Source organism: Anaerobium acetethylicum, assembly GCF_900096945.1.
GTDB lineage: Bacteria > Bacillota > Clostridia > Lachnospirales > Lachnospiraceae > Anaerobium > Anaerobium acetethylicum.
In genome coordinates this window covers 194,980-221,611 of the sequence record NZ_FMKA01000002.1, presented here as the reverse complement: position 1 = coordinate 221,611, position 26,632 = coordinate 194,980, and the positions used below count along the sequence as shown (strand labels likewise).

19 protein-coding genes are annotated in these 26,632 nt (G+C 42.9%); 5 read left to right on the top strand and 14 right to left on the bottom strand.

Translation table 11 applies throughout. The features are described 5' to 3' along the window. The first annotated feature begins 116 nt into the window (after positions 1–116). Entirely contained in the window at positions 117–317 is a 201-nt protein-coding gene (locus BJR36_RS03945) for a cold-shock protein (RefSeq protein WP_091230414.1), read from the top strand. Between the two features lie 367 nt (positions 318–684). On the opposite strand, the gene BJR36_RS03940 is transcribed toward BJR36_RS03945, so the two are convergent. The 9 genes from BJR36_RS03940 to BJR36_RS03900 form a co-directional block, all read right to left on the bottom strand. Then, complete coding sequence (locus BJR36_RS03940) at positions 685–1,146, bottom strand: signal peptidase II (protein ID WP_091230411.1); 462 nt, start codon at positions 1,144–1,146, stop codon at positions 685–687. A 75-nt stretch (positions 1,147–1,221) separates the two neighbouring features. Then, a complete protein-coding gene (clpX, locus tag BJR36_RS03935; RefSeq protein ID WP_091230408.1) occupies positions 1,222–2,790 on the bottom strand; it encodes an ATP-dependent Clp protease ATP-binding subunit ClpX in 1,569 nt (522 codons plus the stop codon). Positions 2,791–3,399: 609 nt separating this feature from the next. Further along, entirely contained in the window at positions 3,400–5,142 is a 1,743-nt protein-coding gene (locus BJR36_RS03930) for a S1C family serine protease (protein WP_091230405.1), read from the bottom strand. Positions 5,143–5,308: 166 nt separating this feature from the next. Further along, positions 5,309–6,349, bottom strand: a complete 1,041-nt coding sequence (locus BJR36_RS03925) for a glycosyltransferase family 2 protein (protein WP_330387803.1) — start codon at positions 6,347–6,349, stop codon at positions 5,309–5,311. Between the two features lie 33 nt (positions 6,350–6,382). Then, a complete protein-coding gene (locus BJR36_RS03920; RefSeq protein WP_242875446.1) occupies positions 6,383–7,549 on the bottom strand; it encodes an LCP family protein in 1,167 nt (388 codons plus the stop codon). 43 nt (positions 7,550–7,592) lie between these two features. Next, the gene (locus BJR36_RS03915; protein ID WP_091230400.1) at positions 7,593–8,996 is read right to left on the bottom strand and encodes an undecaprenyl-phosphate glucose phosphotransferase; all 1,404 of its coding nucleotides are present in this window, start codon (positions 8,994–8,996) and stop codon (positions 7,593–7,595) included. 245 nt (positions 8,997–9,241) lie between these two features. After that, entirely contained in the window at positions 9,242–10,012 is a 771-nt protein-coding gene (locus BJR36_RS03910; RefSeq protein WP_091230396.1) for a hypothetical protein, read from the bottom strand. Between the two features lie 12 nt (positions 10,013–10,024). Beyond that, a complete protein-coding gene (locus BJR36_RS03905) occupies positions 10,025–11,062 on the bottom strand; it encodes a DUF6077 domain-containing protein (protein ID WP_091230394.1) in 1,038 nt (345 codons plus the stop codon). 37 nt (positions 11,063–11,099) lie between these two features. Continuing rightward, positions 11,100–12,824, bottom strand: a complete 1,725-nt coding sequence (locus BJR36_RS03900; protein ID WP_091230391.1) for a phospho-sugar mutase — start codon at positions 12,822–12,824, stop codon at positions 11,100–11,102. A gap of 471 nt (positions 12,825–13,295) precedes the next feature. Here BJR36_RS03900 and BJR36_RS03895 point away from each other — a divergent pair, with 471 nt between their 5' ends. From BJR36_RS03895 to BJR36_RS03880, 4 genes are all read left to right on the top strand, one after another. Beyond that, positions 13,296–14,366: a mannose-1-phosphate guanylyltransferase gene (locus BJR36_RS03895; protein ID WP_091230566.1), complete on the top strand. Its 1,071-nt coding sequence runs from the start codon at positions 13,296–13,298 to the stop codon at positions 14,364–14,366. 108 nt (positions 14,367–14,474) lie between these two features. Further along, on the top strand, positions 14,475–15,506 hold the full coding sequence (gene gmd, locus BJR36_RS03890; RefSeq protein WP_091230388.1) for a GDP-mannose 4,6-dehydratase: 1,032 nt from the start codon (positions 14,475–14,477) through the stop codon (positions 15,504–15,506). A 99-nt stretch (positions 15,507–15,605) separates the two neighbouring features. Beyond that, positions 15,606–16,544, top strand: a complete 939-nt coding sequence (locus tag BJR36_RS03885) for a GDP-mannose 4,6-dehydratase (protein WP_091230385.1) — start codon at positions 15,606–15,608, stop codon at positions 16,542–16,544. Between the two features lie 215 nt (positions 16,545–16,759). Next, positions 16,760–18,520 carry an LTA synthase family protein gene (locus BJR36_RS03880; RefSeq protein WP_091230382.1) on the top strand — a complete coding sequence of 587 codons (1,761 nt, stop codon included), beginning with the start codon at positions 16,760–16,762 and terminating at the stop codon, positions 18,518–18,520. 97 nt (positions 18,521–18,617) lie between these two features. Here the strand turns inward: BJR36_RS03880 and BJR36_RS03875 are convergent, their stop codons facing one another. The 5 genes from BJR36_RS03875 to BJR36_RS03855 form a co-directional block, all read right to left on the bottom strand. Continuing rightward, the gene (locus BJR36_RS03875; protein WP_091230379.1) at positions 18,618–19,835 is read right to left on the bottom strand and encodes a glycosyltransferase family 4 protein; all 1,218 of its coding nucleotides are present in this window, start codon (positions 19,833–19,835) and stop codon (positions 18,618–18,620) included. A 7-nt stretch (positions 19,836–19,842) separates the two neighbouring features. Then, on the bottom strand, positions 19,843–22,218 hold the full coding sequence (locus tag BJR36_RS03870) for a glycosyltransferase (RefSeq protein ID WP_091230377.1): 2,376 nt from the start codon (positions 22,216–22,218) through the stop codon (positions 19,843–19,845). Between the two features lie 77 nt (positions 22,219–22,295). Continuing rightward, positions 22,296–22,712 carry a hypothetical protein gene (locus BJR36_RS03865; protein WP_207648812.1) on the bottom strand — a complete coding sequence of 139 codons (417 nt, stop codon included), beginning with the start codon at positions 22,710–22,712 and terminating at the stop codon, positions 22,296–22,298. 212 nt (positions 22,713–22,924) lie between these two features. Then, complete coding sequence (locus BJR36_RS03860; RefSeq protein ID WP_091230373.1) at positions 22,925–25,468, bottom strand: glycosyltransferase; 2,544 nt, start codon at positions 25,466–25,468, stop codon at positions 22,925–22,927. 2 nt (positions 25,469–25,470) lie between these two features. Continuing rightward, complete coding sequence (locus BJR36_RS03855) at positions 25,471–26,622, bottom strand: FkbM family methyltransferase (protein WP_091230371.1); 1,152 nt, start codon at positions 26,620–26,622, stop codon at positions 25,471–25,473. Between the last annotated feature and the right edge of the window lie 10 nt (positions 26,623–26,632).

The following is a 26,632-nucleotide window of genomic DNA, read 5'->3' as shown; positions in this document are numbered from 1 at the left end:
TCAAGTATTAATATTTTCACATATTTTTAGAGATTATATGTTTTCTAAAATATGATTTGTAAAAATATGTGAAATTTTTTATGCACAATATATTATTTTTTTAAGGAGGTACCACAATGAACAAAGGTACAGTTAAATGGTTTAACAGCGAAAAAGGATTTGGATTTATTTCTGCAGAAAACGGAGAAGATGTATTCGTACATTTCTCAGCTATCCAGACAGACGGATTCAAAACTCTTGAAGAAGGTCAGGCAGTAAGCTTCGACATCGAACAGGGTAACAGAGGACCACAGGCAACTAACGTTTGTAAACTCTAATTAAATCCTGTCCGGCTCAGCCGGTCAAGTTTTAAGGAAGAGATGCAAAGCAGATTGCTAGTATCGTCCGCTTCGCTTAATTCTTTATAGACTTAGTTAAAAAAGCAATGGAATGTATGCTTCGCATACATTCCATTGCTTTTTTTAATTCTCTCATGATTAACCTGTCAAAAGTCCCTTCGTAACGTTCGCTTCGTCAATTTGCACATCCGCCATCTATCACACAGTGATGCAAAACATGATTCAATGAGCAGCTTTATGAAGACGTTGGTACTTAGGCCGCGTACTTTGCGGCCTTACGTACCACTACGTCTTCATCTAAGCGAGAGCGCGCTGCGAATGAACATGTTTTGCATCACGTCCCCTCTTACTCCTCCGCAAACCAGCTCCAGACAACAGCTATTGCTGCCCCGAGAAAGATGAACATATCTGAAATATTAAATACTATTTTCTTCAGACCCTGAATTTTTGTGTTGAAGCTGAAATAGTCAACGACATAATTATGCATTACCCTGTCGTAAGTGTTGCTGATTGCACCTCCGAGAACAAGGCTCAGGGCAAATTTCAGACCGCCCCACCCTTTTTTCAAAAGCACCCAGACATAGCACACTGACAGCGCAAGGGTAAGCATTACGGAAACCTTGGAAACCAGCCTCTGTTTGTGATCCATGAAATTCATAATGGCACCCCTGTTATAAATTTTACGGATAATGATGTTTCCACCCATAATCTCTTCCGGATCATTGTATTCCTTGTTCTTTTCAATATAGTTCTTGATCTTGTAATCCAGTACAAAAGCCCCTGCTGCAACCATTACGTAAAAAATCATGTCCACCATTCCCTTCGCATTTTGTTTTATATTACGATATCGGGGCAAAAGGTATTTTTTTTCCCGGCACCGGTGTTAAACCCTGCCTTCCAGCTGAAGGTATCCCCTCATGTCAATAAGCGGGCCGCCGCGCTTTTCAATATAGTCCCTTGTAATAGTCACTTTTCCGATATTCTCATCCTTTGGAATCTCATACATGATGTCCATCATGAAATCTTCTATGATAGCCCTTAATGCCCTGGCGCCGGTCTTCTTTTCAAGTGCCTTCTCGGCAATGGCCTCCAGCGCTCCTTCATCGAATTCCAGTTTCACCTCATCCAGCGCCAGAAGTTTCTGGTACTGCTTCAGGATGGCATTTTTAGGCTCCTTCAGTATCCTTACGAGCATATCCTTATTCAGGCTTTCCAACGTATAGACGATGGGAAGACGCCCTATGAATTCCGGAATCATGCCGAAACTCCTCAGATCCTCAAGGGTCACTTTCTGAAGGATGTTTACATCATCATCATACTTGTCCTTCAGATCTGCCACAAATCCCATGGACGACTGCTTATTGAGCCGCTCCCTGATGATTTCCTCCAAATCCGGAAATGCACCGCTGCAGATGAACAGAATGTTCTTCGTATTCATTGTGACCAGGGGAACCATTGCATTCTTGCTGTTGGCTCCGACAGGCACTTCAATTTCTCCGCCCTCCAGCATCTTCAGCAGCCCCTGCTGTACCGACTCTCCGCTGACATCCCTCTGTGTCGTATTCTTCTTTTTTGCTATCTTGTCTATCTCATCGATCAGGACGATTCCTGACTCCGCACGCTGTACATCATTGTCTGCGGCAGCCAGCAGCTTCGAAAGCACGCTTTCGATATCATCGCCTATATATCCGGCTTCCGTAAGGGACGTCGCATCAGCCATGGCCAGCGGCACATCCAGAAGTCTTGCCAGGGTCTTTACAAGATAAGTCTTGCCGCTGCCCGTAGGGCCTATCATAAGCATGTTCGACTTCTCGATCTCAATCTCATCCATGGTATTCGTTGCAACCCTTTTATAGTGGTTGTAGACAGCCACCGAAATGACTTTCTTTGCACGCTCCTGCCCGATGACATAATCGTCAAGCTGGGCTTTCAGCTTGTGAGGCGATGGGATTTTCTTGATGTCGACGACCGGCTTTGGATTTTCTTCTTTCTTCTTTTTCAGTTTCTGCCTCTGCGGTACGCTCTCCTGCAGATTTGACAGGTCCACCATGTTTATGTTTCCTAGCCCCGGAAATTCCGAATTTTTCAGGATGCTGTCATAATCCATTCCGACGCTGTCCATTGTATCGAAAGCCTTTTGCATACAGTCCACGCAGATTGTAATGCTGTTCGGAATTTTTATCATTCTTCCCGTCTTGCTTTCAGGGCGCCTGCAGATATAGCAGATCTGCTCATATTCATCCTCATGTCCGTCCTTTTTTTCATGGACATGTTTATGGGATCCGTCTGGAACAGAGTCCTTTGTGGGTTCGTTTTTTGGATCATCATCCGCATTTGTTCCGGCCTGGTTTTCCTGATTATCTTCAGCATCCGGAATATTGTCTATGCTTTTATCAGGAAGATCGGTTTCCTTTTCATCCGTTGTTTGAAAGCCATCATTCTGCTGCGACATATTTATTCTCCTCTCTCTGCCACTTCTGACTTCATTATATCTTAATTATTTTTATCATTCAAGCAATGTTTTAGACGCCTGGATGCTGACAGAAAAACGTCAATTTGCCTAAGTTTCGTGAATGAGGACGTGATGCAAAACATGTTCATTCGCAGCGCGCTCTCGCTTAGATGAAGACGTAGTGGTACGTAAGGCCGCAAAGTACGCGGCCAAGTACCAACGTCTTCATATCATAGGAAAGTTCGTCCTATGATATGAAAACCCTCTGGGAGATGTGCAGTCGGGCTTGTGGTATTTGATTGACTATCGTCAATCAGCCCTCCGCACTGCAAAATGTCTTCGCCTTCAAGTTTTAGGTGGGTGGAGCTGAAGCGGCGAAACCACTTTGATCTAAAGCTGCTCATTGAATCATGTTTTGCATCACTGTGCGACAGATGGCGAATGTGAAAATTAACGAAAGCGAACATTGTAAGAGGACTTTTGACATGCTAGTCCTATAAATCAAAAACAGCCAGTTCCTGCGGATTATGCTCCCGGTACTGGCTGTTAAGCTTTGTCGCCTGATTTATTATTTTTTTATCTGCTTCTTAATTGGTTCCTGGCTTCTGCCTATTGAGCAGTCCGCTCTCCCAAAGTGACTGAAACTGTCTCTTTTTCGTAGCCGCCATTTGATGCTCTCTCCACTGTCAGGTCGACTGTCGTCCCTGCCGCATAGTATTCCAGAATACCCTGGAGGCCTTCCATTGAGGTAATGCTGTTTCCATCAAAGGCAGTGATGATATCTCCCTTTACAAGACCCGCATCATCTGCCGCTGTGCCTTCGACAACTGCCGCAACATATACGCCCATTGGCATGCTGTAGGTTTTTGCCACTTCTGATGTGACGTCAACGCCCTGGATTCCAAGATATCCTTTTTCCGCTTCATCTACTTTTACCCTGGTTTTTTTGTTCATAAGCTCGTTGATGATAGGGGTTGCCGATGAAACCGGTATTGCATAGCCCATGCCTTCAACGTCGCTTGATGCGAATTTCACTGCGTTTATTCCGATGACCTCACCCTTTATGTTCAGGAGGGCTCCGCCGCTGTTGCCCGGATTGATTGCCGCATCTGTCTGGATCAGTTCGTTGGTAATGTTGTCGACCGTGACTTCCCGGTTCAGTGCGCTGATGACTCCAGTCGTGACCGACTGTCCGTATCCCAATGCATTTCCGATTGCAATTGCCGGTTCGCCCACTGTAAGGGCATCTGAATCACCCAGCACTGCTATCTTGATCTGGCTCATGGTATCTTCTGTCAGGTCACTGAGCGGAACTGCTATCACAGCAAGATCCATATTGGCATCAGTTCCCTTCACCTGGGCATCATAGGTCTGCTCGTCTATGAAGGTCACTGTAATGGAATTGGCATTATCAATAACGTGGTTGTTTGTTACGATGAGCATTTCCGTATCATTCTGACCGATTATGATGCCGGATCCGCTTCCTTCGCTTTCATATTCCATGGACTGACCAAACATGTTCTGCTGCGAAACAGTAGCTTTGTTTATAATCGAGACGACGGACGGCATCACCGCTTCTACGACGCTCGAAACATCACTGACCGTAGTTGTTGTCTGGGTCGTGTTTGCCGCAATGATATCGCCGGCATCTGCAGCAGAGTCAAGCGTTGTCTGTGCAATCTGCTGGGCACTGCTGTCTTTCTGCAACGATCCTGCAATCATATTCACACCCTGGAAAGCCGCTCCTGAAATGGATCCGAACACTAGCGCTATTGCCGCAGTCATGGCGATCCGTCTTCCAAAGCTGTCGCTTTTATGGGTTTTTATTTTTTTCGTCTTTTCCTTTTTTCCACCATTATTTCCATTATTTCCATTATTTCCGGTGTTACCTGCATATCCCGAATTCCCATCCTCCGTAAAATTATATGCAGCATACACATTTTCCCTGCTGCTTTCTGAGGATGCCTGGGTGCTGCTGCCGGAAACTTTCCGGGTGCTGTCACCCGTATTGCTGCCCGTATTGCTGCCCGTATCGTTGATTCTGTTTTCCCCGGTTACATTGCTGTACCTGTAGCTGCTTCCCTCGACTGTTCCATAATTGAAGGAATCGCTCATCGGCATGCTGCCCTGGCTGCTTTCACCGCCTGATTTAGTGCCTGGTTCATGATCAGCCGCTTTTGTAACCGGGACTTCGTTATCAATTACCGCATTGTCCGTTACTGCCTGACCTGGTGCTGCATTGTCCGTTACTTCACCATACAGCACGTCGCCCTCCGGCAATGTGCTATCTTTCATTTCTCTATCTGGTTCCTCGTTATTCTGGTTTTTCTTATTTTCAAATTCATCAAACATAAATGATTCTCCTTTCAAACTTGCCCTGCCAAATGAAGGCTTGCATATCCGGGCTGCTTATCTTTTAACTGATTATAAGTTTAACAAGAGTTTGTGTTCAATTTGTGTTTAATTGATTAAAAAACTTTGAACTTCTATTCACATTCGAACAACGGCGCAGATGCCGTTAAAGCCAGTATGCACGGTTCATTGTCAGCCTGTTTATGAGCCACTGGGGAAGGGAGCGGTATTTTCTTCCCAGCTTGTAGCCAATGAATTTGAATCCGCTTTTTATGATGAGATCCGGAATGAGCCATGGCTTTCCGATCCTGACCAGATGTGCTGCACTTTTCTTTACGAGCTTAATCCCCTCGCTCTCTGATTTCACCCCTGCAAAAACCTCAGGATGATCTTCCTGGGAGACGGCCAGATCAAAATTTCTCCTCAGCTGCTCCATATTCCCGTAGTTGTGGGAATGGACAACCTCTGCATCTGCCGCATAGGCAATGCTCTTCCCGGATTTTATAATGTTTCCGGCAAAAATCATATCTTCATTGAATATGGTTTTCTTCACGAATCCCCCGAGGCTCTCATATAAGTCCCTCCTGTAGGCGGCACAGACATTCGAGCAGAAAAAGGTCTTGATCCCGAGCCTGTCCAGATCTTTCAGGGACTTGACCGAAGACTGGGCTGGATAGTTGAACGCTCTGGTGAATTTCTCCACCTCCCTGCAGTCGTCCGCTGGGAGCTGCCTTGCATAAGCCGCTCCGATCTCAGGATTCGCAAAGGGCCTGAGCAGATTCTCGATAAGCCTTTCGTTTTTGGGTACTGCGTCCTGGGTCATGAATACGAGTATGTCAGCATCTGAAAGCTTTGCCCCGAAATCCCTTGTCCTTCCATGATCGAACTCTGACTTCTTTATATGATGTATCTGAAGGTTTTTGATATCCTTATACCGGTTTTCGTCCAGATATGCCTTCTCCGTATTGACCAGGATGATCTTGCGGACCTTGTGGGTCTGTTCCTGGATTTTTTCAAGAAGGAGGTCCAGTTCCCTGCCTGGCTTATATGCAGGCACTATTAAGTCGACTGTAAATGTTTTTTCCATACTATCTTCCTTTCCGAAGCTGCTCTCTTTGATGCCCGGACGGCTTTTTGCCCCCGTTCTGCTCCACTCCGCCTTGCAAAATGGCAGGAGACAGCAAAAAAGAGACTCTGAATTTTCCAATGCAGAAATCTCCTTTTTACCTGATCTATTACTTTAATTCTTGCTTGTGCTGGTCTTGGTACTAGAACCCGTTGTAGACTTCGAATCTCCGCTGTCATCTGTTTCTTCGTCTGTCTCTTCTTCTGTCTCTTCTTTTATCAGCGCTTTGACTCCGGTATCCTTAATGATTTTATTATTGATCTGCGTCACGGTTGCAGATGGCTGATAGTCCTTTTCTCCGAACAGGAATTCATGGAGCTGAACGACATTCTGCTCGAGGCCCTGGGCGATTACACAGCTGCCTCTCTTTCCTACGGTACCTGTCGTCTTATCGAACGGGAATCCGGCAGTCTCACTGATGCTGTATTTTGCAGCATTCGGCACAAGTGCGATAAGCTCTTTTATAGAAAGGCTTGTTGATACCTGTGGGAATACTTCATTAATTACTTTGTTCAGGGTAACGACATTTGCCGTTTTCGCCTTTTCGATAATCTTCTCGATTACCTCTCTCTGGCGCTCTGTTCTTCTGAAGTCGTCACCTGCCGTATACCTGATCCTTGCATAGGAAGTAGCCTGTACCCCGTCAAGAACCTGAAGCCCTGGCTTTTTGACCTTTGTAGTCTTGACTCCCGTTACTTTTGATGTCTCGATTGCATAGTTATTAAGATGAACAACTTCATCAGCGGTCTGTATATCGATTTCGATTCCGCCTAACAGGTCAATTACATCAACCAGAGCTGCGAAATCCACCGAAACATAATCCTTGATATCCAGATCGAGGTTCATGTTGAGCATATTGATGGACTGCTTCGGTCCTCCTGAGAAATAAGCCTGTGTCGCCTTGTTGTAGCTGTCCGTCGACTGGTTCAGATAAGTGTCCCTGTATACTGAGACAAGCTTGATATCCCCTGTCTTGTTGTTGATGCTGGCAACGATGATACAGTCGCTGTGGTTTCCTTCACCCAGGGAACCTGCTGTCCTTGAATCCACTCCAAATAGTGCGATATTCCTGTATCCTTCTTTTTCGACCGTCGTCTCATCATCGATTTCGTTGACGATGACATCTTCTTCCGGAATCTCTTCCTTCTGCATCATGCCATATTTCGTATATCCATAAAGGACACCTGCCAGGATCAGGATCAAAAACAATTCAACGCCCAGGATGATCCTCCTGCGTCTTCTTCTTTTTGCTGCCCTGCTATTTTTATTTCTCTTTTTCATCTGTTTTTCTTCAACCGACATTTTCTAACCTCTCTATCCGACACTAATAAGCGTTCTTGTTTACAAACCCCTTAAATACTGTTAAAAACAGAATTTTAATATCAAAACCCATTGTCCAGTTCTCTATATAATATAGATCATGATCTATCCTTTTTCTTATGGAGGTATCTCCCCTGTATCCATTCACCTGCGCCCAGCCCGTAAGCCCCGGCCTTACCTGGTGTTTTACCATGTATCTTGGAATCTCTTCGCGGAATTTTTCGACGAAGAAAGGCCTCTCGGGTCTTGGTCCCACAAGGCTCATGTCACCCATCAGGACGTTGAAGAACTGCGGGAATTCGTCGATGCTCGTCTTCCTTATGAATTTTCCGATTCCGGTGACCCTCGGATCGTTCTTTACAGTCCAGGCGCTCTGTTCTTCCTTCGGTGCCTGAACCTCCATGGAACGGAATTTGTACATCCGGAAGGTCTTGTTATGAAGCCCGACCCTTTCCTGTGCATAAATCAAAGGGCCTTTCGATGTGAGCCTTATAATGATTGCCGTCACGAGCATAACAGGCGAAAACAGGATGATTGCCGCTGCCGCACCGACGATATCGACCATCCTTTTTGAAATCATGTTCAGGGTATTTGTCAGCGGAACCCTTCTGATATTAATGACCGGAAGACCCAGAAGATCTTCTGTATATGGCTTTGTAGGAATGATGTTGTTGTAATCGGGAATGAATTTTGTATGCACGCCTGATTTTTCGCATAGGCTTACGATATGTTCAAGTTTTGCATATTCGTTGATGCTCAGGGTAATCGCAATTTCGTCCAGTTTGTTCTCCGGCAGGATGACAAACAGATTGTCTATGCGTCCAAGAACCTTGATCCCTTTATATATGGTGCCTCGCTCCACATTGTCATCCAGGATTCCCCTGACGACATATCCCCACTGTGGATTCGCCCTGATCCTGTCTATGTATTCCTCCGCAGCCCTGCTGTATCCGACGAGGAGTATGTGCTTCAGATTGAAGCCCTTCTTGCGGATATTCCGTAAACTGTATCTGATGACGTTCCTTACAAGTACCTCTGCTGCTATATTGATGCAGTAGAAAATGAAGATCATTGATCTCGAGAAATCCACCTGCTTGATGATATAGAGCACTACAAAGAAAAGAAGGAGGCCTATGGTATTCGCCTTGACGATATTAGCAGCTTCAAGACGCCTTCCCTGCACCCGCTTCGGCGTATAGAGGTTGAATGCATAATAAAGTATCAGGTACACAGGCACTATGAACGCCAATGCAGAAAAATAAACCTGGACTGAAAGATACAGTCCCGGGTTATAAAAAATACCGCTTTTAAATTTCAGCAACCATGCAAGTGCATAGGTGACAGCAATTACGAAGGCATCTATGACTACATGCAGTCTGTTAAAATGTTTTTGATTGTCCTTTATCAAGCGTTATCACCTTATTTCCATTTCTTTACCATTCATAATTTATAATGATAACAGTGAGCGGATCTCCTGAATCCGTCCAGCAAAAAAACGTGGGTGTCCCTTAAACTTCCAAACTCCCACAATGTTACAGTAAAACCGGCAGGATTAGCCCGGCTGATGATTTCCATAGGCTATATAATACAATATTCGCAATCAAAGGGCAACTAAAAATTTCATTAAAATATTCTTAAATCCGTCAAATGAGGTCAGAACAGAGTCCCATCTTTATAAAGAATGTACTTTCCTGTCCTGCCCACTTCAATATAGCCGCTGTCCTCCGGAGATGAAAGTGGCTGCTGGCTGACTGCCAGGACAATATATCCACATCTGTTCCTTCTGGCTATTTCCGCTATTTTTTCGATGTCCGGGTTTGCCGAATTGATGGTTTCGTAAACTTCTACGCTTCCTTCTGAACGGGAATCATGGGGCCGCCTCCCGAAAAGAAGCGGAATCGATGCATCATACTGTCTGATGGTGCATGCAAGTTCATAAGGGACCGCCAGCTTTGGAGCTGCGCTTTCGATATCCGTCCCTTTATCTTCCTTTATCATTTCAGCGATAAAGATTGCCTCATTCGGGATTTTAAAGTAATTTTCCGGCATCTCGAAATTTTCTCCCGTCAGGATGAATTTTCCCGATAAGGCGATCAGCAGCAGAAGTACAAGGAATGTGATGCTTCTGCTGCTGGCTTTCTTCCTGCTCATAATCATGTGGGTGGCTGCATATGCAATTACGATTATAATAGGAAGAAGCCAGAACACCCTCCAGTATACTTCAGCGCCTATGATATACTCTGCGATGATTTTTGCAGTGACCGGCATAAAGGCAATCACCATCACAGTTAGCGAAGGGTATACGAGAAGCTCCCTCAGCTTCCTGTCCGCTATGAAGGCATAGAGCAGCGCTATATAGAACAGTACTAAATAAGTACTGTCACCCTGAAACATATTGTAGGCTTGTCGTACCATTTCAGACATCAGCTTTCCTCCCTATAGCGCAAAAATATAAATCAGACCGTATATGATACAAGGTGTGCAGCAGGACAGCACCCTTCCGATCACATAAGCTTTTCTTCTTGTAACCAGATAAACCAGCGCGTATGCCCCCAGCGACAGGGGCATCAGAAAGATTCCCATTGAGGATACCATGCAGCTCGAAAGAGCAAGCGCCAGGGCCATCAGCCAGTCCTGTCCTCTTCCTTTTTCATTCAGAAGACATCCTGCGCTGTAGATGACAAGGGGCAGGAGTATGCTTGCCAGCACCGCCTTCCCCTGCCAGATCCTGAACAGCAGAAAGGATGAGGACGTATATACGGAAAAGTTTCCCCACAGGTTCAGTGCAAGCAGGGCTAACAGAAAGAAGCCGACTGCCTTTTTATTCTCGCCGAACAGCTCCCTTCCAATGAGTCCGTATACCATGAAGGCCAGCGGAATCAGAAATACCGGCAGTACAGTATGCGCAATAATAGTGGGATGAAGCATCGTCAGTTTCGCAATCAGAGCTACGAACACAGGAAACGGCGACAGGACATATCTGGCCGGAAACGCGCCGTATACATCCCCCGTGTAAGCATCATATTCATACATGGAATCGGTCTGCAGAGTCGTAACGGCAGTTCCCACATAGAACGCATCGTCGTCGTCTACATGCTGCAGCAAAACCATTGCCATGGTCAGAACGATGATCAGCTCTATGGCAAAAATATAAGGCCATACGGTTTCTCTCCTGCCGTACCGGTACTGTTTCCATATTTTATAATATTCCTTCCTGTTCCTGACAAGCAGGATCACAGAAAGCAGGACGATGACAACTGTCCATGCATGCACCAGGGTGGTGAAGTCCGCCCTGGTGAAAATCAGTGGAATTGCAAACAGCTGGAAAACCGCCATCATGACCAGCCATCCCTTTACATAGAGCGCTGTCAGGCTGCCGTCGCCTTTCCTTTTGAAGTCCGTCAACAACGAACCTAAAACAGCCGGTGCTATGACCAGCAGCAGCGCTATCAGAAATGCTTTATACAAAAACATCATGTTCATCTCCCTGCCCGCTTCTGCGCAGCCTGCATTATTCCGCCAGCTTCAGCATCTCTTCCGTCAGTTTTTTCAGTTCCCTGTCCGAATCCTCCAGGCTGTTCCCTTTTACTCCCATGTAGAACTTGATTTTAGGTTCAGTTCCGGAAGGTCTGACGCAGCACCAGGAATTGTTGCTCAGGTCATAGTAGAGCACGTTGGATTCAGGCAGTCCCGTCTCCGATATCTCCCCTGTTTCCATGTCCTTCACTTTACCGTTTCTGTAGTCGCGCACCCTGAGGACTTTCAGGCTGCCCAGCTGTTCTGGCGGGTTGCTTCTGAGCTTTTCTATTATGGTTTTGATCTTCTCTACCCCTTCGATTCCCTTCAGTGTTATGGATTCCAGGCCTTCGCGGTAGTAGCCGTATTTCTCGTATAAGCTGATCATCTCATCCCACAGGGTCCTGTTCTGGCTCTTGCAGTATGCTGCCGCTTCGCAGAGGGCCATGACGGCAACGACTGCATCCTTATCCCTTGCATGGGTTCCCACGAGGCATCCGTAGCTTTCTTCAAGGCCGAATACATATTCCCAGGTCTTCTGCTCTTCAAAGAATTTGATCTGTTCGCCGATATATTTGAATCCGGTGAGGACTTCTATCAGTTTCACGCCGTATTCCTTTGCAACCGCATCAGCCATGCTGGTCGTCACTATGGTCTTTACGAGGGCGCCGTTTGCCGGAAGTGTTCCCTTTGCCTTCCTCTGGCTGAGGATGTATTCCGCGATCAGCATGCCCGACATGTTTCCCGTAAAGCTGATGTAATCCCCGGTAGCGGAATCCTTTGCATAGACGCCGAGCCTGTCAGCATCCGGATCCGTAGCCAGGATGATGTCAGCATCCTTTTCCTTTGCCAGCCTGATCGCCAGCTCGAATACAGCTGGATCTTCCGGATTCGGATAGGACACGGTCGAAAAGTTGCCGTCCGGCATTTCCTGCTCCCTGACCACATATACGTTTTTGAATCCCAGTTCCTTCAGGACCCTCCTGACAGGCATGTTTCCCGTGCCGTGGAGCGGTGTGTATACGATTTTGATATCCTCGGCCATGGCTTTGATGACTTCCGGATTGATGATCAGCTTTTTCAGGGCTTCTATATATCTGTCATCCATCTCTTCGCCCATCACATTGTAGAGTCCTGCCTTTACGGCAGCTTCCTTTGTCATAGTCTTCATGGTGTGGAAATCCTTAACTTTGTTGACTTCCGTTATGATTTCCTCATCCTTCGGATAGGTGATCTGCGCGCCGTCCTGCCAGTATACCTTGTATCCGTTGTATTCAGGCGGGTTGTGGCTGGCTGTAATGACGATGCCGGCTATGCAGCCAAGCTCCCTTACAGCAAATGAAAGTTCAGGCGTAGGCCTCAGGGCTTCAAAACAGTATGTCCTGATACCGTTTGCATTCAGGCATAGGGCAGCCTCGTCTGCAAATTCCGGTGACATGTTCCTGGAATCGTATGCGATTGCCACTCCCTTGTCCTGGCCATTTTCAGAAAGGATGACATTGGCGAGCCCCTGGGTCGCCTTTCTGACCGTATAAAGGTTCATACGGTTCGTTCCTGCGCCAATCACGCCCCTGAGTCCTCCGGTCCCAAACTCTAAATCCTTGTAAAAACGATCTTCTATTTCCGCATCATTGCCTCTGATCGCCAGAAGCTCCGATCTTGTTTCTTCATTAAAATATTCATCCCTGCACCATAATTCGTATGTTTCCATAAATCCCATCTTATAAATTCTCCTCTTCAAAAAGTAAGTATGCTTCCTCGTGGAACACTTATAAATCATAGGACGTATATCCTGTAATTTATAAGCAGTCGCTTTAAATATGCTACCATAAAACCCCAAACAAGTCTACCAGGTTTTTGCTTTATATGGCGCTTTTTCCCAACTTTTCGTACCTGTTATTATTGTTTTATTTTTCTCAATATAGTATCATAAAAGATATGGTCTTACGCTGTTTTACACATTTCACAGATAGCCAGGCAGCATAAACCATAAACATCACTAGTGTGCTGACACATTGACACTTAGACAAATGACGCTGAATTGGTTTTCATTCTGCAAGACGGAGGAATGAGGCATAGCGGTGGCTACGCTGATTGACGACAACGCCGCAGATGGAAACCAAGGCAAGTGATTTGTCAAGATATCAATGTGTCAGTGCACTCAAATCTTAACAGGGGGAATAAGAACACCATGAAAAAAACAGCACTGATTATGGCCGGCGGGCGCGGCGAGCGTTTTTGGCCCAAGAGCAGAAAAGATCTGCCAAAACAGTTTCTTTCTCTGACTGATGATGGCAGAACCATGATACAGCATACAGTTGAGAGAATACTTCCTATCGTAGAAATGGAAGATATTTATATCGCGACAAATAAAGATTACAAGGCGCTTGTTATGAAGCAGCTTCCCGGGATCCCGGAAGAAAACATACTCTGCGAGCCAATGAGCAGGAACACTGCTCCGTGCATCGGGCTCGGCGCCGTCCACATCACGAAAAAATACGAGGATGCGACAATGATGGTGCTCCCTTCAGACCATCTGATCAAATACAACAGCATGTTCATCGCCACTCTGAAAGATGCCTGCGCCATTGCCGAAAAGGGCGAAAATCTCGTGACGATCGGAATCACTCCGGATTATCCTGAAACAGGCTACGGCTACATCAAATTCAACTCCGACTCCCTGGAAGACCATGCATATGCGGTGGACCGGTTCGTAGAAAAGCCGAGCCTTGAAGTTGCAAAGGAGTATCTGGCAACCGAAGAATATCTTTGGAACAGCGGCATGTTCGTATGGAAGACCTCCACGATACTGAAGAATATCGAAATCTATATGCCGGATACCTACAAGGGCCTGATGACAATCAGGGATTCCGTCGGGACCTCCGAAGAAGGTTCTGTTCTTGAAAAAGAATTCGCTGCCTTCGAGTCCGAATCCATCGATTACGGCATTATGGAAAAGGCGGAGAACATTTATATCCTGCCCGGATCTTTTGGCTGGGATGACGTGGGATCCTGGCTTGCTGTAGGCCGCATCAGGAAATCCAACGAATACGGAAATGTTGTCCATGGAAATATCATCACGATCGACAGCAGCAACTGCATCATCGAAGGCTCTAAGAAGCTGATTGCAGCTGTGGGAATCGAAGACATGATCATCGTGGATACGGATGATGCTACCCTGATCTGCAGCAAGGACCATGCCGGTGACATCAAGAAGGTCATTGAAAACCTGAAAATCTGTAACCGCAATGAGTATCTGTAGATGACGGTTCGGTTATAATCCATGAAAGACAGCCAGCGGAAACATGCGGTTTAACCGCTGCAGTATTTCCGGCTACATAAAAAATTATTGAACAGAAGGAGATTCAACATGAAAAATGCATTAATAACAGGTATCACAGGACAGGACGGCTCATACCTTGCCGAGCTTCTGCTTGAAAAAGGATATAAGGTATATGGAATCATGAGAAGGAAAAGCGTCGTCGACTACGGCAATGTTGAACATATCAAAGACAAGATCCATTTTATCTATGCGGATATGACCGATGTCATCTCCCTGATCACCGCCATGAAAATCTCGCAGGCTGACGAAGTCTATAACCTTGCTGCACAGTCTTTTGTAGCGACAAGCTGGGAACAGCCTATCGCAACTGCTGACATCGATGCCATCGGCGTAACCAACATGCTCGAAGCAATCAGGACCGTGAAACCGGAAGCACGCTTCTACCAGGCTTCCACTTCAGAAATGTTCGGACTCGTCCAGGCAATCCCACAGTCCGAAACCACTCCTTTCTACCCAAGAAGCCCGTACGGAGTTGCAAAGCTTTACGGACACTGGATCACCAAGAACTACAGGGAAAGCTATGGCCTGTATGCATGCAGCGGCATCCTCTTCAACCACGAAAGCGAAAGAAGAGGCAAGGAATTCGTTACAAGAAAAATCACTGACGCGGTTGCAAGAATCAAGCTTGGTGTGCAGGATCATCTTGAACTTGGAAACATGGATTCAAAACGTGACTGGGGACATTCAAAGGACTATGTCCATGCTATGTGGCTGATGCTCCAGCAGAATGAAGCAGACGACTATGTAATCGCAACAAACGAAACAAGGACAGTAAGGGAATTCGTGGAAATCGCCTTCGGCCATGTAGGAATCGAAGTGGAATGGTCCGGAACAGGCGTTGACGAAATCGGCAAAGACAAAGCTACAGGAAAAGTAATCGTTAAAATAAATCCTGTATTCTTCCGTCCGGCTGAAGTAGACATCCTCCTCGGGGATGCTTCAAAGGCTGAAAAAGCCCTTGGATGGATAAGAGAAATACCGTTCGCGGAACTTGTTGAAAGAATGGTCATGAACGACATGAAACTGGTTGCCAGGGAAATCGAAATCGCAAAACTGTAATGTCATGCTGCAGGGGGCAAAAGGTGTTTTGCCCCCTGATACCTACGGATTGTTCCGCACTTTGTGCTCCCACAATCCTAAAAACAAGGAGAATCTCATATGAAAGCACTTATAATAGGCGGAGCCGGATTCGTCGGCAGCTATCTGGCCGACCATCTGAACAACAATCTGGGCTGGCAGGTATATGCAACAAAAATGGAACATGAGACCTTTCTTACCGGCAGCTCCTCAGTGTACGATCTGGATATATTAAACAGACAGGAAATCTCAGCACTGCTGAATGCCATACGCCCTGACTGCATTTTCCATCTTGCAGCCCAGAGTTCGGTGGCGCTTTCCTGGAAAAACCCGGGGCTTACCATAGACGTCAATATCAAGGGCAGTGTAAACCTCCTTGACGCCATCAGAGAACTGGATTACAGTCCAAGGGTGCTTCTCATCGGCTCAGGCGAGGAATACGGCCATATCCGGGAAGATGAGACGCCAGTGGGGGAAGAGAACGTCCTCCGTCCCGGAAACATCTATGCAGCCACCAAGGCATGCCAGAACATGATAGGCAAAATCTATGCCCAGGCTTACAGCATGGACATCATGTCCGTAAGGGCATTCAACCACATCGGACCTAACCAGTCCCCGATCTTCGTAGTCGCCGATTTCTGCAAGCAGGTGGCAGAAATCGAAAAAGGCCTCCGGGAGCCAGTCATCCGGGTAGGCAACCTGAGCGCCCGAAGAGACTTCACCGACGTGCGGGACGTGGTCAGATCCTATTCCGCGCTCATGGAGCATGGAAAGCCTGGCGAGACCTACAATGTGGGCAGCGGCAGGGCCGTGGAAATCAACAGTATACTCGAACTCATCCTCTCCCTGTCCGAGAAGAAAATCAGGGTTGAGATCGACGCAGACAGGCTGAGACCTGTTGATGTGCCGGTTATCGAGGCGGATGCCTTCAAGCTCAAGAGCTGCACCGGATGGAAGCCGGTGATCGGGCTGGAGCAGACACTGGAGGAAACGCTGGATTACTGGCGGGGGATGGTTTAGCAAATAGCATAAGAAAAGCCTGCTAAAGCGGGCTTTTCTTATGCTATGATATTTTTTGCTCCATCTCATTCAGTAGAACAAAATAACTTCGCCACTTCACCCCCTAGCGGGGCATTTATATCTCTTATGAAAGTTCGCCTATGAGATATAAAAGATTGTCGGTATGTCCAACATATGCGATTTAACAAAAAATCAAGGAGCATGAAACAAACATTATGAATAAGAAAAAGAAAAATCTAATATTAACAATAACAGCACTGACACTATTTCCACTGTTTACGGCATTTATGATTGAAACATTAAATCATCTGAGCATGAACACAGCTTTCCAGTTCTATAAGAACAGAATGGATATCCTTCTTTATACCTATGCAGTTGCTTTATTTGTGGAACTAGCTGTTTATTCGATTTCGAACAATTTTCTAATTGCATCGCTATCATTAAACCTAATATTTGGATTACTCGGAATAGTTGACTATTATAAATGGATACTGAAGAACGAGCCTCTGCTGCCAAGCGATTTCTTCGCATACAAAGCCTGCATCGATATTGCTGGGAGCATGAACATCCAGATATCAGATACTGTAAGAAATATGATACTTATATTCGTACTAATCATTATACTAAGCCTATTCGCCAGACACAAAATCACAAAAATATGGGCAAGGCTTGTTCTGCTTGTCATATCTGTCATCGGCTTTACAGGCGCCTGTGAAATTATCAAAGCTGACGACTCTCTCTTTTTTGCAATATGGAGCCAACAGGCTACCTATCAGCAGGGTGGATTCGTCTCTTCGTTTATTAAAAATATGGATTATGTTCACATAGAAAAGCCTGATAACTACACAAATGTAAGCATAGAGACAATAAAAAAAGACATTGTGATGACCGACTGTAATACAGATATAAATCCTAATATTATTATGATAATGAGTGAGTCTTATTCAGACCTAAGCGAGTTCGGCGACCTGAATACCAACATAGAAGCGACACCTTTCTTCAATAGTTTGAAAGAAGAGACAACTTACGGCCATGTTACGGTTTCATGTTTTGGCGGAAACACGTGCAATACAGAATACGAGGTGCTAACAGGAAACAGCATGGTATTCTTGCCACCAAACTCTATCCCTTATCAGCAGTATGTACACAAAAATACAGAAACACTTGCATCCGTCCTGAATGCTCAGGGTTACATTTCCACTGCAATCCACCCAAATGATGAAATGTTTTGGTCAAGAGATGAAGTTTATCCACTTTTTGGCTTCTCCAAATTTATAAACATCAAGGATTTTATACAGCCCTTATATGAGGGCGATTACGTAACAGATGAAACGTCTTTTAACAAGATAATCGAGACCTTTGAAAACAATAAAGGAAGTAAGCAGTTTATATTCGAGGTGACAATTCAGAACCATGCCCCTTATAAGCCTCTTACCGAAGGCAATACCGTATCGGTTGGAATTAATAATTTGTCTGATAAAGAGTCTGTGAACAATTACCTGAGTGTTCTGAATAAATCAGACAAAGCATTAGAACAGCTGATAAACTATTTCAGAAACTGTGATGAGCCAACAATTATCGTTTTCTTTGGCGATCACAGACCCTGGATTGGAGCGTATGAAGATTTGCTCGGACATAGTATCGGGGAGATGAGTAATGACGAGGTTGTATCCTATTATTCAACACCTTTTTTAATGTGGGCAAACTATTCTATGGATACCGAACAGAATATACAGCTTGATGCTAGCTATATGGCTCCCTATGTATTAAGCAGAATCGGTTTGGACATGCCTGATTACTTCCATTTTTTACTGGATTTAAGAGAAGAAGTGAACTCCATAGATGCAAATTATGTTGTCGATGCAAATGGAAATATCTATAGAGACAATTATCCGGATGCAATAAACGATGCAATTGAAGACTATCGACTGCTACAGTACGATCGCATATTTGGAAAGAATTATGCCGATGAATAATTAAAAAAGATGGCCACACAAAATGTAATTTAAAGTTTTGTGTGGCCATCTTTTTTAATTTCTATTTTTCATTTCTTTTTCTTTTGAATATCACAAATCACTTTGTGAAGGCTGTGCTTTTATCCTCTATAATTCCCCTTAAAAACCGTATATATTTTTCACTGATAACCTTATGTGTAAAATTTTCTGTAACATACTTAAAACCATTCTCACCCATCTTATCGGCAATCTCTTTGTTTTTAATCATAAAATCCAGGCAACCGCAAAATGTTCCAAAATTATCATAATAAAGCCCTCCATTATTTTCCTGGCAGAAATTTGTGGTCACTGCGCAATGCTCCGATACCAGCACCGGCCTTTTTGCAAGCCAGCTCTCCATGATTACGATGGAAAAGCTTTCGAAATAGGATGGATTGCAAAGAAAGAGGGATGCCGCAAATGCATTGTGCTTGTCTTCGATAGATACGAAGCCAAGGTCGATTACCTCACGCTGGAATTCCCTGGGTATTTCAAGCGTTCCACCGCCTATTATGACAAGCTTGAGTTTTTCTTCCTTGTGAAATTTTTTATACTGTATAAAAAATTTCATCAGCTCATCGGCTTTTTTCCCGCTGTCCTTGCGGCCCGCATAGAGGATGAAGTCATCCTGAATGTTATATTTTTCCCTGAAGGCCTGTGGGTCGCAGGAATCCTCCCAGCCAGATTCCACATAGGCACCCAGGACAGCCGTCTTTACCTTTGAAAGGTCATAGAGACGGTGGGCTAGTTCACCCTCGGGTTTTGAAAGGAATATCATTCCCTTAAATCTTGCCGCACACTCCTTCGTAAGATTCATGTATGCATAACTCTCGTCATGAAAGCAGGGAATCATAATGCAATTATCCGGGCACTCACGCGACCCATTATATGTGGGGCCATAGAGGTATGGCATGAAAATGAAACATTCATATTTATCTCTATTATCTCGGATATATCTGTACATGGCAGGACTATTAATGTCCTCTTCAACATACATCCTTTCTTCCTCTGCGGTCACTGGCATATTATTGTAAAGTTTCAGATTCGCACAATTATACCGGTCTTTGTTCTGCTTTCTGACTTTAAATCTCCTTACCAAAACTCCGCTTTCTTTAGATATTCCAGCATGCAGGGTATTTTTCCCTTTGTCATCGGCTGCTTTTTTGACACAAGTAGTAAGTACTTCGACCTCCATGCCGGAATCCATGAAGCAATGTGCAAGGTGGTTGCACTCAATCTCAGCCCCTCCCTGAATGTCGTCACCATACCAGGGAATCACAAATGCTATTGGTTTCATTTAATATTCACTCCATATCTTCAAAAGTATGAATTACGTTATAATATATCTTTGCTATGCTTTCAGGTGCTAATACCGTATCAGCATAGGCCTTTGCATTATTTCCTAGTGCATTTCTTACATCCTCATGAGCGATAAGATATTCCAGCATTTTTTCCATAACCTCAACTTCATATCTGCCAACCGGCACCTTCCAGCAGACTTCGTCAGGGTATTCCGTATACTGATTTATATCACTCACAAGCACCGGCTTTCCATATTTGAATGCCTCACAGAGAGTGCCTGACGCTTCACCCATGGAAGGGTATCTCAGATTCACTATGATATCGCACATTTCCAAACCTACCGCATATTCGTCATAGTCTACATAACCTGTGATGTGAACTATACCCTCCAGGTTCTTCTGCCTGATTATATCGTTCATCCCCGAAAAATTCGATTTCCCAAAAAAAACAAGCCTCAATTTCAAATTCTTCTCAATCAACTTTTCAACAGCACTGATTATTTTGTCCGGACGTTTGTTCTCATTTACAAATCCAAAACACCCAATTACGATTTCTCCACTATGAATGTTGAATTTTTTTAGAAATCCTTCCCTGATACTTTCGGCTGTAGCTGGATTCACATCAAACCTGTCATGGCATGGCAGTGGGATTATGACTATATCTTCCCTGTCCCCCATCTGTTCACCCGACCAGTGATTGTGGAAAATGGTTTTTTTTGCTGCTCTGCTGACAGAATGGCTCATAGGGAACTGGAAATTCTCATTCTGTATATTGCCTTGCTTCAGATTTCTGAAATAATCCAGACCTTCTTCTCCATATCCTAGTTCTATAGCTTCGGCGAAAACGTCGTACTGCTTTTTCAGGAAATAAGAATGGTAGAAAAAAGGCTGTAATATGAAATCATGAATTTCAACAATTCCCGGGTATTTCTTCAGATAATTATAGACTCCGGTATGGAAACTGCTGTTATTGCCCATCTGATACAGGATCTGCTCATAATCATCATGCCTGCTGTCCAGTTCTTTTATATTGTAAATATTTCCATAGTTGTTCGGCCTGAACTGGCATTTTTTTTCTATCGTATTGTCGATAAAAATATCAACCTCAAAGTACTTGCTAAGATATGGAACGAATTTAAATACATAATTGGCAATTCCTGTTTGCTGGTCGGGCCATGGAGTTACGATTGCTATCTTTTTTTTCTCTCCATCTTCTTCCATAATCTCCACGCCCTCTATTGCAGAAAGACTCTCCATGGCCGCTTCCTCCCAGGAAAATCCCATTGCGTACTCCTGTCGTGCGTGCTTTTCTTCCATTGTTTCATTTTTCGCATTTTGTATTGCCTGATACAGCTTATTTGCCATATCATTCACATCGTCGGCTTTACATAACATTCCGTGTTTTCCACACACCTCCGGCAGTGACGAGTTATCGGCACTTAAAATATATGCGCCTCCGAGCATTGCTTCGAGAATAGGCAGTCCGAACCCCTCATACAGTGAAGGAAAAAAGAATACATCTGCTCCTGCATACAACTCAGACAATTCCTCATCAGAAATATATCCTGTAAGAATAACCTGGTTCTCAAGATCCAATTTTTTAAGTTTCTTATAAAATTCAGTCTTTTGCTCCTCAGAACATCTGCATACAATATATAATTTTATGGCTGCCACAACCGCATCTGAATATATTTTTTTCATTTTTGACAGCGCTTCAATTGCTCCGCCGATATTCTTCCTATAATCAAAGCCTCCCGTGAAAACAATGTATGGTTCAGCTCCAAGGCTACTTTTTTCTCTTTTCCTGTAAAAAAGCTTGCTATCTGCCGCAAGCAGTGTCACCTTATTGTTACTTTTGCATATCCCGACATATTTTTCAAAATCCTTCTTTGTTGCCTCTGAAATAAAGAAAAAATTTATCTCTTTCTCATTTAAATAATTAAGACGCCTGTCATATTCCTTTTTTATTTCTTTCGGCCATCCTGGGGCAGGCATCACAACTGGTATCAGATCATAAATCGTCGCAAACATTTTGCAGTCCAGCTTGTCATCGGGAAATAATACATTTATCATTAACGGATTCGGTATCCATACCGCATCAATTTTCTTTTCCTTTATGATTCTATTTAATTCCCGTGTAAAAACATTGTTACGGCTATAGTCAGTTCCCGGCACAAACTTATTACTAACAATTGGTTTGATTTTTTTTAAAATCCATGGATCCAGAGTTTTTAATGATTCTTTTCTCGATATGGTAATATACCAATTATGCACATAACTCTGCTTCATCATATTTGCCAGAATATTTTTGAAATATACTCCGATTCCTCTATTGACTTCCATCGTCTCCAACGTCTGGCCATCAATCAAAATATTCATATGGTTTCCCTCCGCCTATATCATTGTCAGTCGATGTAATTTCATACTGACCTCTTATTTCCACTTCCCAGTCTGCTCTATTCCTCTTTTTCGTTTCGCTTATCTTTTCCTTGTGTATCCGTTAATTTTTCGAGCCTGTCATCCATGTATTCGATAGCTCTTATTATATACTGCTGACCTTCTGTCAGCGACTTCAATGAAGCCTGAATATCTTCATTAAATGTATTCTGATCCTTTATGATATAGCGTGTCACCTTAGCAAACACTTTAAATGCCAGTTTAAAAAGCGGCCTGATGAATTTAGGAAGACTTTCAAATTCCGGAGTCCTATATCCGATAGTTTTATATACTTCTGCACGATTAACAGTTTCATTTATAACATTATAACTCTCGATTAATTTATTTTTTGTAAATCTGACTATTTCCTCCGGCTGGACATCGTCACTATCACCCCATATATTTTTTGGAACAGCTTCCATTTTAATTTTTCTCATAATCTCTGCTACATTGATTGTTTTATCATACATCTGGTTTGTACCTCTCTAATCCTAAATTATTCATGATGATTTTTTCAACGGTGCTCTACACAACATAGTTACTGTAGGTTTGTCAAATTGTATCCAATTCGTTCTTTGAAATATTCGGCTACTTACTATAGACATCCACCTTCATTCTTCCGTCAACAACTCATTCTTCCAAATAACGACTAGTGCATATAACTCTTACTGTATCCTAATGTTGTGGCCAGCTGCTTAACTTCTTCCGAATTATAGCTCTTATCAATCAATTCATACCCTATGATATCTTTCATGATTTTTTCCGTAATAGCCGATTTTTCCTGATTGCAGATAAAGTTTTTATAGTGGATTCCAATTTTATCAAGCGCAAGATTTTTAATAGCATATTCACGAGCCTTCATCCCAATTTCATCAATTCGAGCTCTATCTTCAACGAGAGCTTCAAGTGCATCATAGATCGCCTGGACCTCTTCATGCTCCTGCATCTCAGAAACCGGGGGGATTTTAACACATCCCTCATCCGGAATCTCGCTAAAGCTTCCCAGGTTATTTATCAGCACGCACTTTCCTTTTGCTAATTCACGCATAAGACTGCCGCTAGTCTCTCCATTATAAGGATGACGGAGGTTAACACAGATATCGGTAAAATCAATAAATTCTTCAAATTGTTCAAGTTCCGTATACCCTGTTACCGTTACCAATTCCCCTAAATTATGCTGTTGAACGATATCCTCAAAATTGTTTTTAATGCCTTTATCCAATTTACCAACGAAATTATATCGAAGGTTATTATATTTTTTGCAAAGCATAGCAAATGCTTTAAGAATTGGAATAGCCCTTTTGGTCTCATGAATATGACCAAATGATGCAATCACTATTTCATCTTCCAAAAAATTATTTTTCGTTTTGAGTGTAGATTTATCAACCAATGATTCGATTTTTGCATAATGTCTTATGCACCTCACATTTCTTCCTATGTTACGTGTCAAAAGCTTTTCTCTTGCTTCATCGCTATGAACGATAATTTTATTCGCATAGTTTGAAACGCACCCATTCAACTCCATCCCGCTAATTTCTATATCAGTAGTTCGGTTCTGAAGATTCTTCAGATATTCTTCTACCGTTTCTATATCAAAATCTTCAAGCAGATACTTTTCGTATTGCTTCATATTATTGGACTGTTTATATAAAGTCAGATACTGTAGCAGTGAATGCAGATTATAATCATGTAATACCACAGTTCCCTTATTAGCTTTAATATAAGGCATCATATATTCATGGTATTCAGAATTCCCCATCTGATATACAATATCAAAATACCCTGCTTCTTTCTTTTTGAATTTTTTATGATTATAGATATTTACATTATCCGCAAGTTCGCAGTTTGCCTTATAACCATTATCAATATACACATCAATATCAAAGTACTGGCTTAGTTCTCCAATGATATCGACACTATAATCAGAGATTCCTGACTGTAACGGTGGCAACGGAGTAAAAAACGCAATTTTCTCGCGTGCTTTCTGCTTCGTATCATTGCTGACTTTCTTTTCAACCAATTGATTCAGCAGCTCGATAGTTGCATCTGCAACAACGTTCCAGCGGAATTTTTCCAGTCGTTTTCTTCCTTTTTCAATAAACTCATCTAAATCAGCTCTCTTTAGGGCATAAACCAGTCCCTCTGTTATCGACTGCACTTCGAAAGGATTTACAAGAATAGCAGACTCAGCTGCTATTTCACCCAGGCTGGAATTGTCAGATGTTAATACAGGTGTTCCACACGCCCAGGCTTCTACAATAGGCAGGCCAAATCCCTCGTACTGAGATGGAAAGGCCATTAGATAAGCTTTATTATATAACTGAATTAATTCAGAAGAGGAAACAAAATTAGTGAGTATCACTCTTCCTGCAATCCCATTCTCATTTATGATTTTTATGTATTTATCAACTGCTTCCGCCGAGAGTTTACACACTACAACCAACTGATATTTCTCAATCAGCTCCGCTGGCATTTTTGAATATGCTAAAATCAAGCTGCCTATATTCTTCCTGTCATCATCTCCACCCGTACACATAATATAATCATTTTCGATACCAAACTTCGAAAACAAGCTGTTCACTTGTCCTTCAGAAATCTCGATTTCTTTGTACATCTCACTAACCGCGCCGTAGATTACATCTATTTGATTTGGATCAAATTCAAGATATTTGATCATATCATCTTTTACACTATTAGATATCACGTATAGTTTATCAATCCATTTCAACATTTCAATACAGCTCATGTACCATTCATATGTATCTGAATCAGCAATGTATCTGTCCTTAAAAACGTATGGAATAATATCATAAACAGTTGCAACAACATTAACGTTTCCAAACCATTCTTTTTTATATTTCACATTGCGTGACTCAAATGGGGAAGTGATGTAGAAAATGTCAATACTGTATTCTCGATTAAATTTTTTAATAATATCTCCGATTACCTCCTGATATTCCGGATTACTCAGAAGAAAGTTATCCTTACCACAGTAAAAATAGTGCGACGAGAAATTTTCACTTTCCGGCAACCAATTATCCATATTAACATCTTCAAAAAAATTAAGCAGAAAGTATCTGTTTTCCGTATCCCTTTGTATCATTGTCTTAAACTGATCCACAGCGTAATTTCCTATGCCCCGATTTTTGCTCATAGGGCCAAATATTGCAGCAGCATCAAATGCTATGTTCATACTTAATCCTCCCCAAGTCTGGCTTTATCTATAAATATTGAATTAATACCAGTAAATGCATATTCTTCATAACCTTTATCTTTCATAAAGTCTAATATTTCAGAATTTTTTGTTCTAATTCCAATTTTGGGTTTATATTCTATCATTTCTGCAATAACAATTACTGGTCGATATTTATCCCAGTTAATTGACTCCAATACCTCTAACTCTTTTCCCTCTATATCAATATTTACGATTGTTGGAGCTTCTCCAAAATAAGTTTCTATAATATCATTTACTGATATAGTTTCTACTTTTATAACTTCTTTTATTTCCAGCGCTGGATTTTTCCTGATAAATTCCTCTGCGGCATCCTTATCCGGAGTTGATAAACCATCCCCATTCAGAACATAAAATTCTACAATATCATTGGATTTTGTTGTAATACATTTATTTAAAATAACATCTCCATGTCTGTAAAACTTCAATTCAGGTATTAAAGCAGGATTTGCCTCTACCAGTACTCCTCTTGCCCCTTGTGAGTAAAAATAAAATGTGTTGCTTAGAAACTTAGCATGGTTTGCACCCAAATCGAGATACTTACATTCATTCATAGAGACTCCCAGCTCCATTAAAATAAAGGCAACAATTGCATCCTCACCCGATTGTGCAGCTGTTTTCTTAATCCAGAAGTTGTTCTCAGTATTTTGTAAAGCAGGTAGGTCTGCCTCCTCAATACGATCTGCAATTTCATTTAGCTTACTATTAGTCATGTTCAATATCGTCTGCATTTCGTGATTTTGTTCTTTCAATTTATCCATAATCTCAGTCATTCTTCCAATACTTGGAGTGACTGCATTATTAAAGGCACTCTGCTGCTCACAAACCGGTTCAATATACCATCTCAAGATTTTACGTATAGCACGCTTCGCTAGAATTCCCAGTTTCCCTCTGTAACTGTTTATAAGCCGATTAGAAGTATTATAACTAGTACTATTCATTACAGCAATATTTCTTGTTATTTCATCAAAATACTGGTTTATCGTTTCATTTGAAAAATCACTTCCAGGAATTGTATTTGACGTACCCACTCCATTATTCTTTCTACAATCCACTTGCATCCCGTTTTTCAGTTTTTCATATATCACTTTTTCTTCTATACTGCCAAACTCCATAATTATTCCT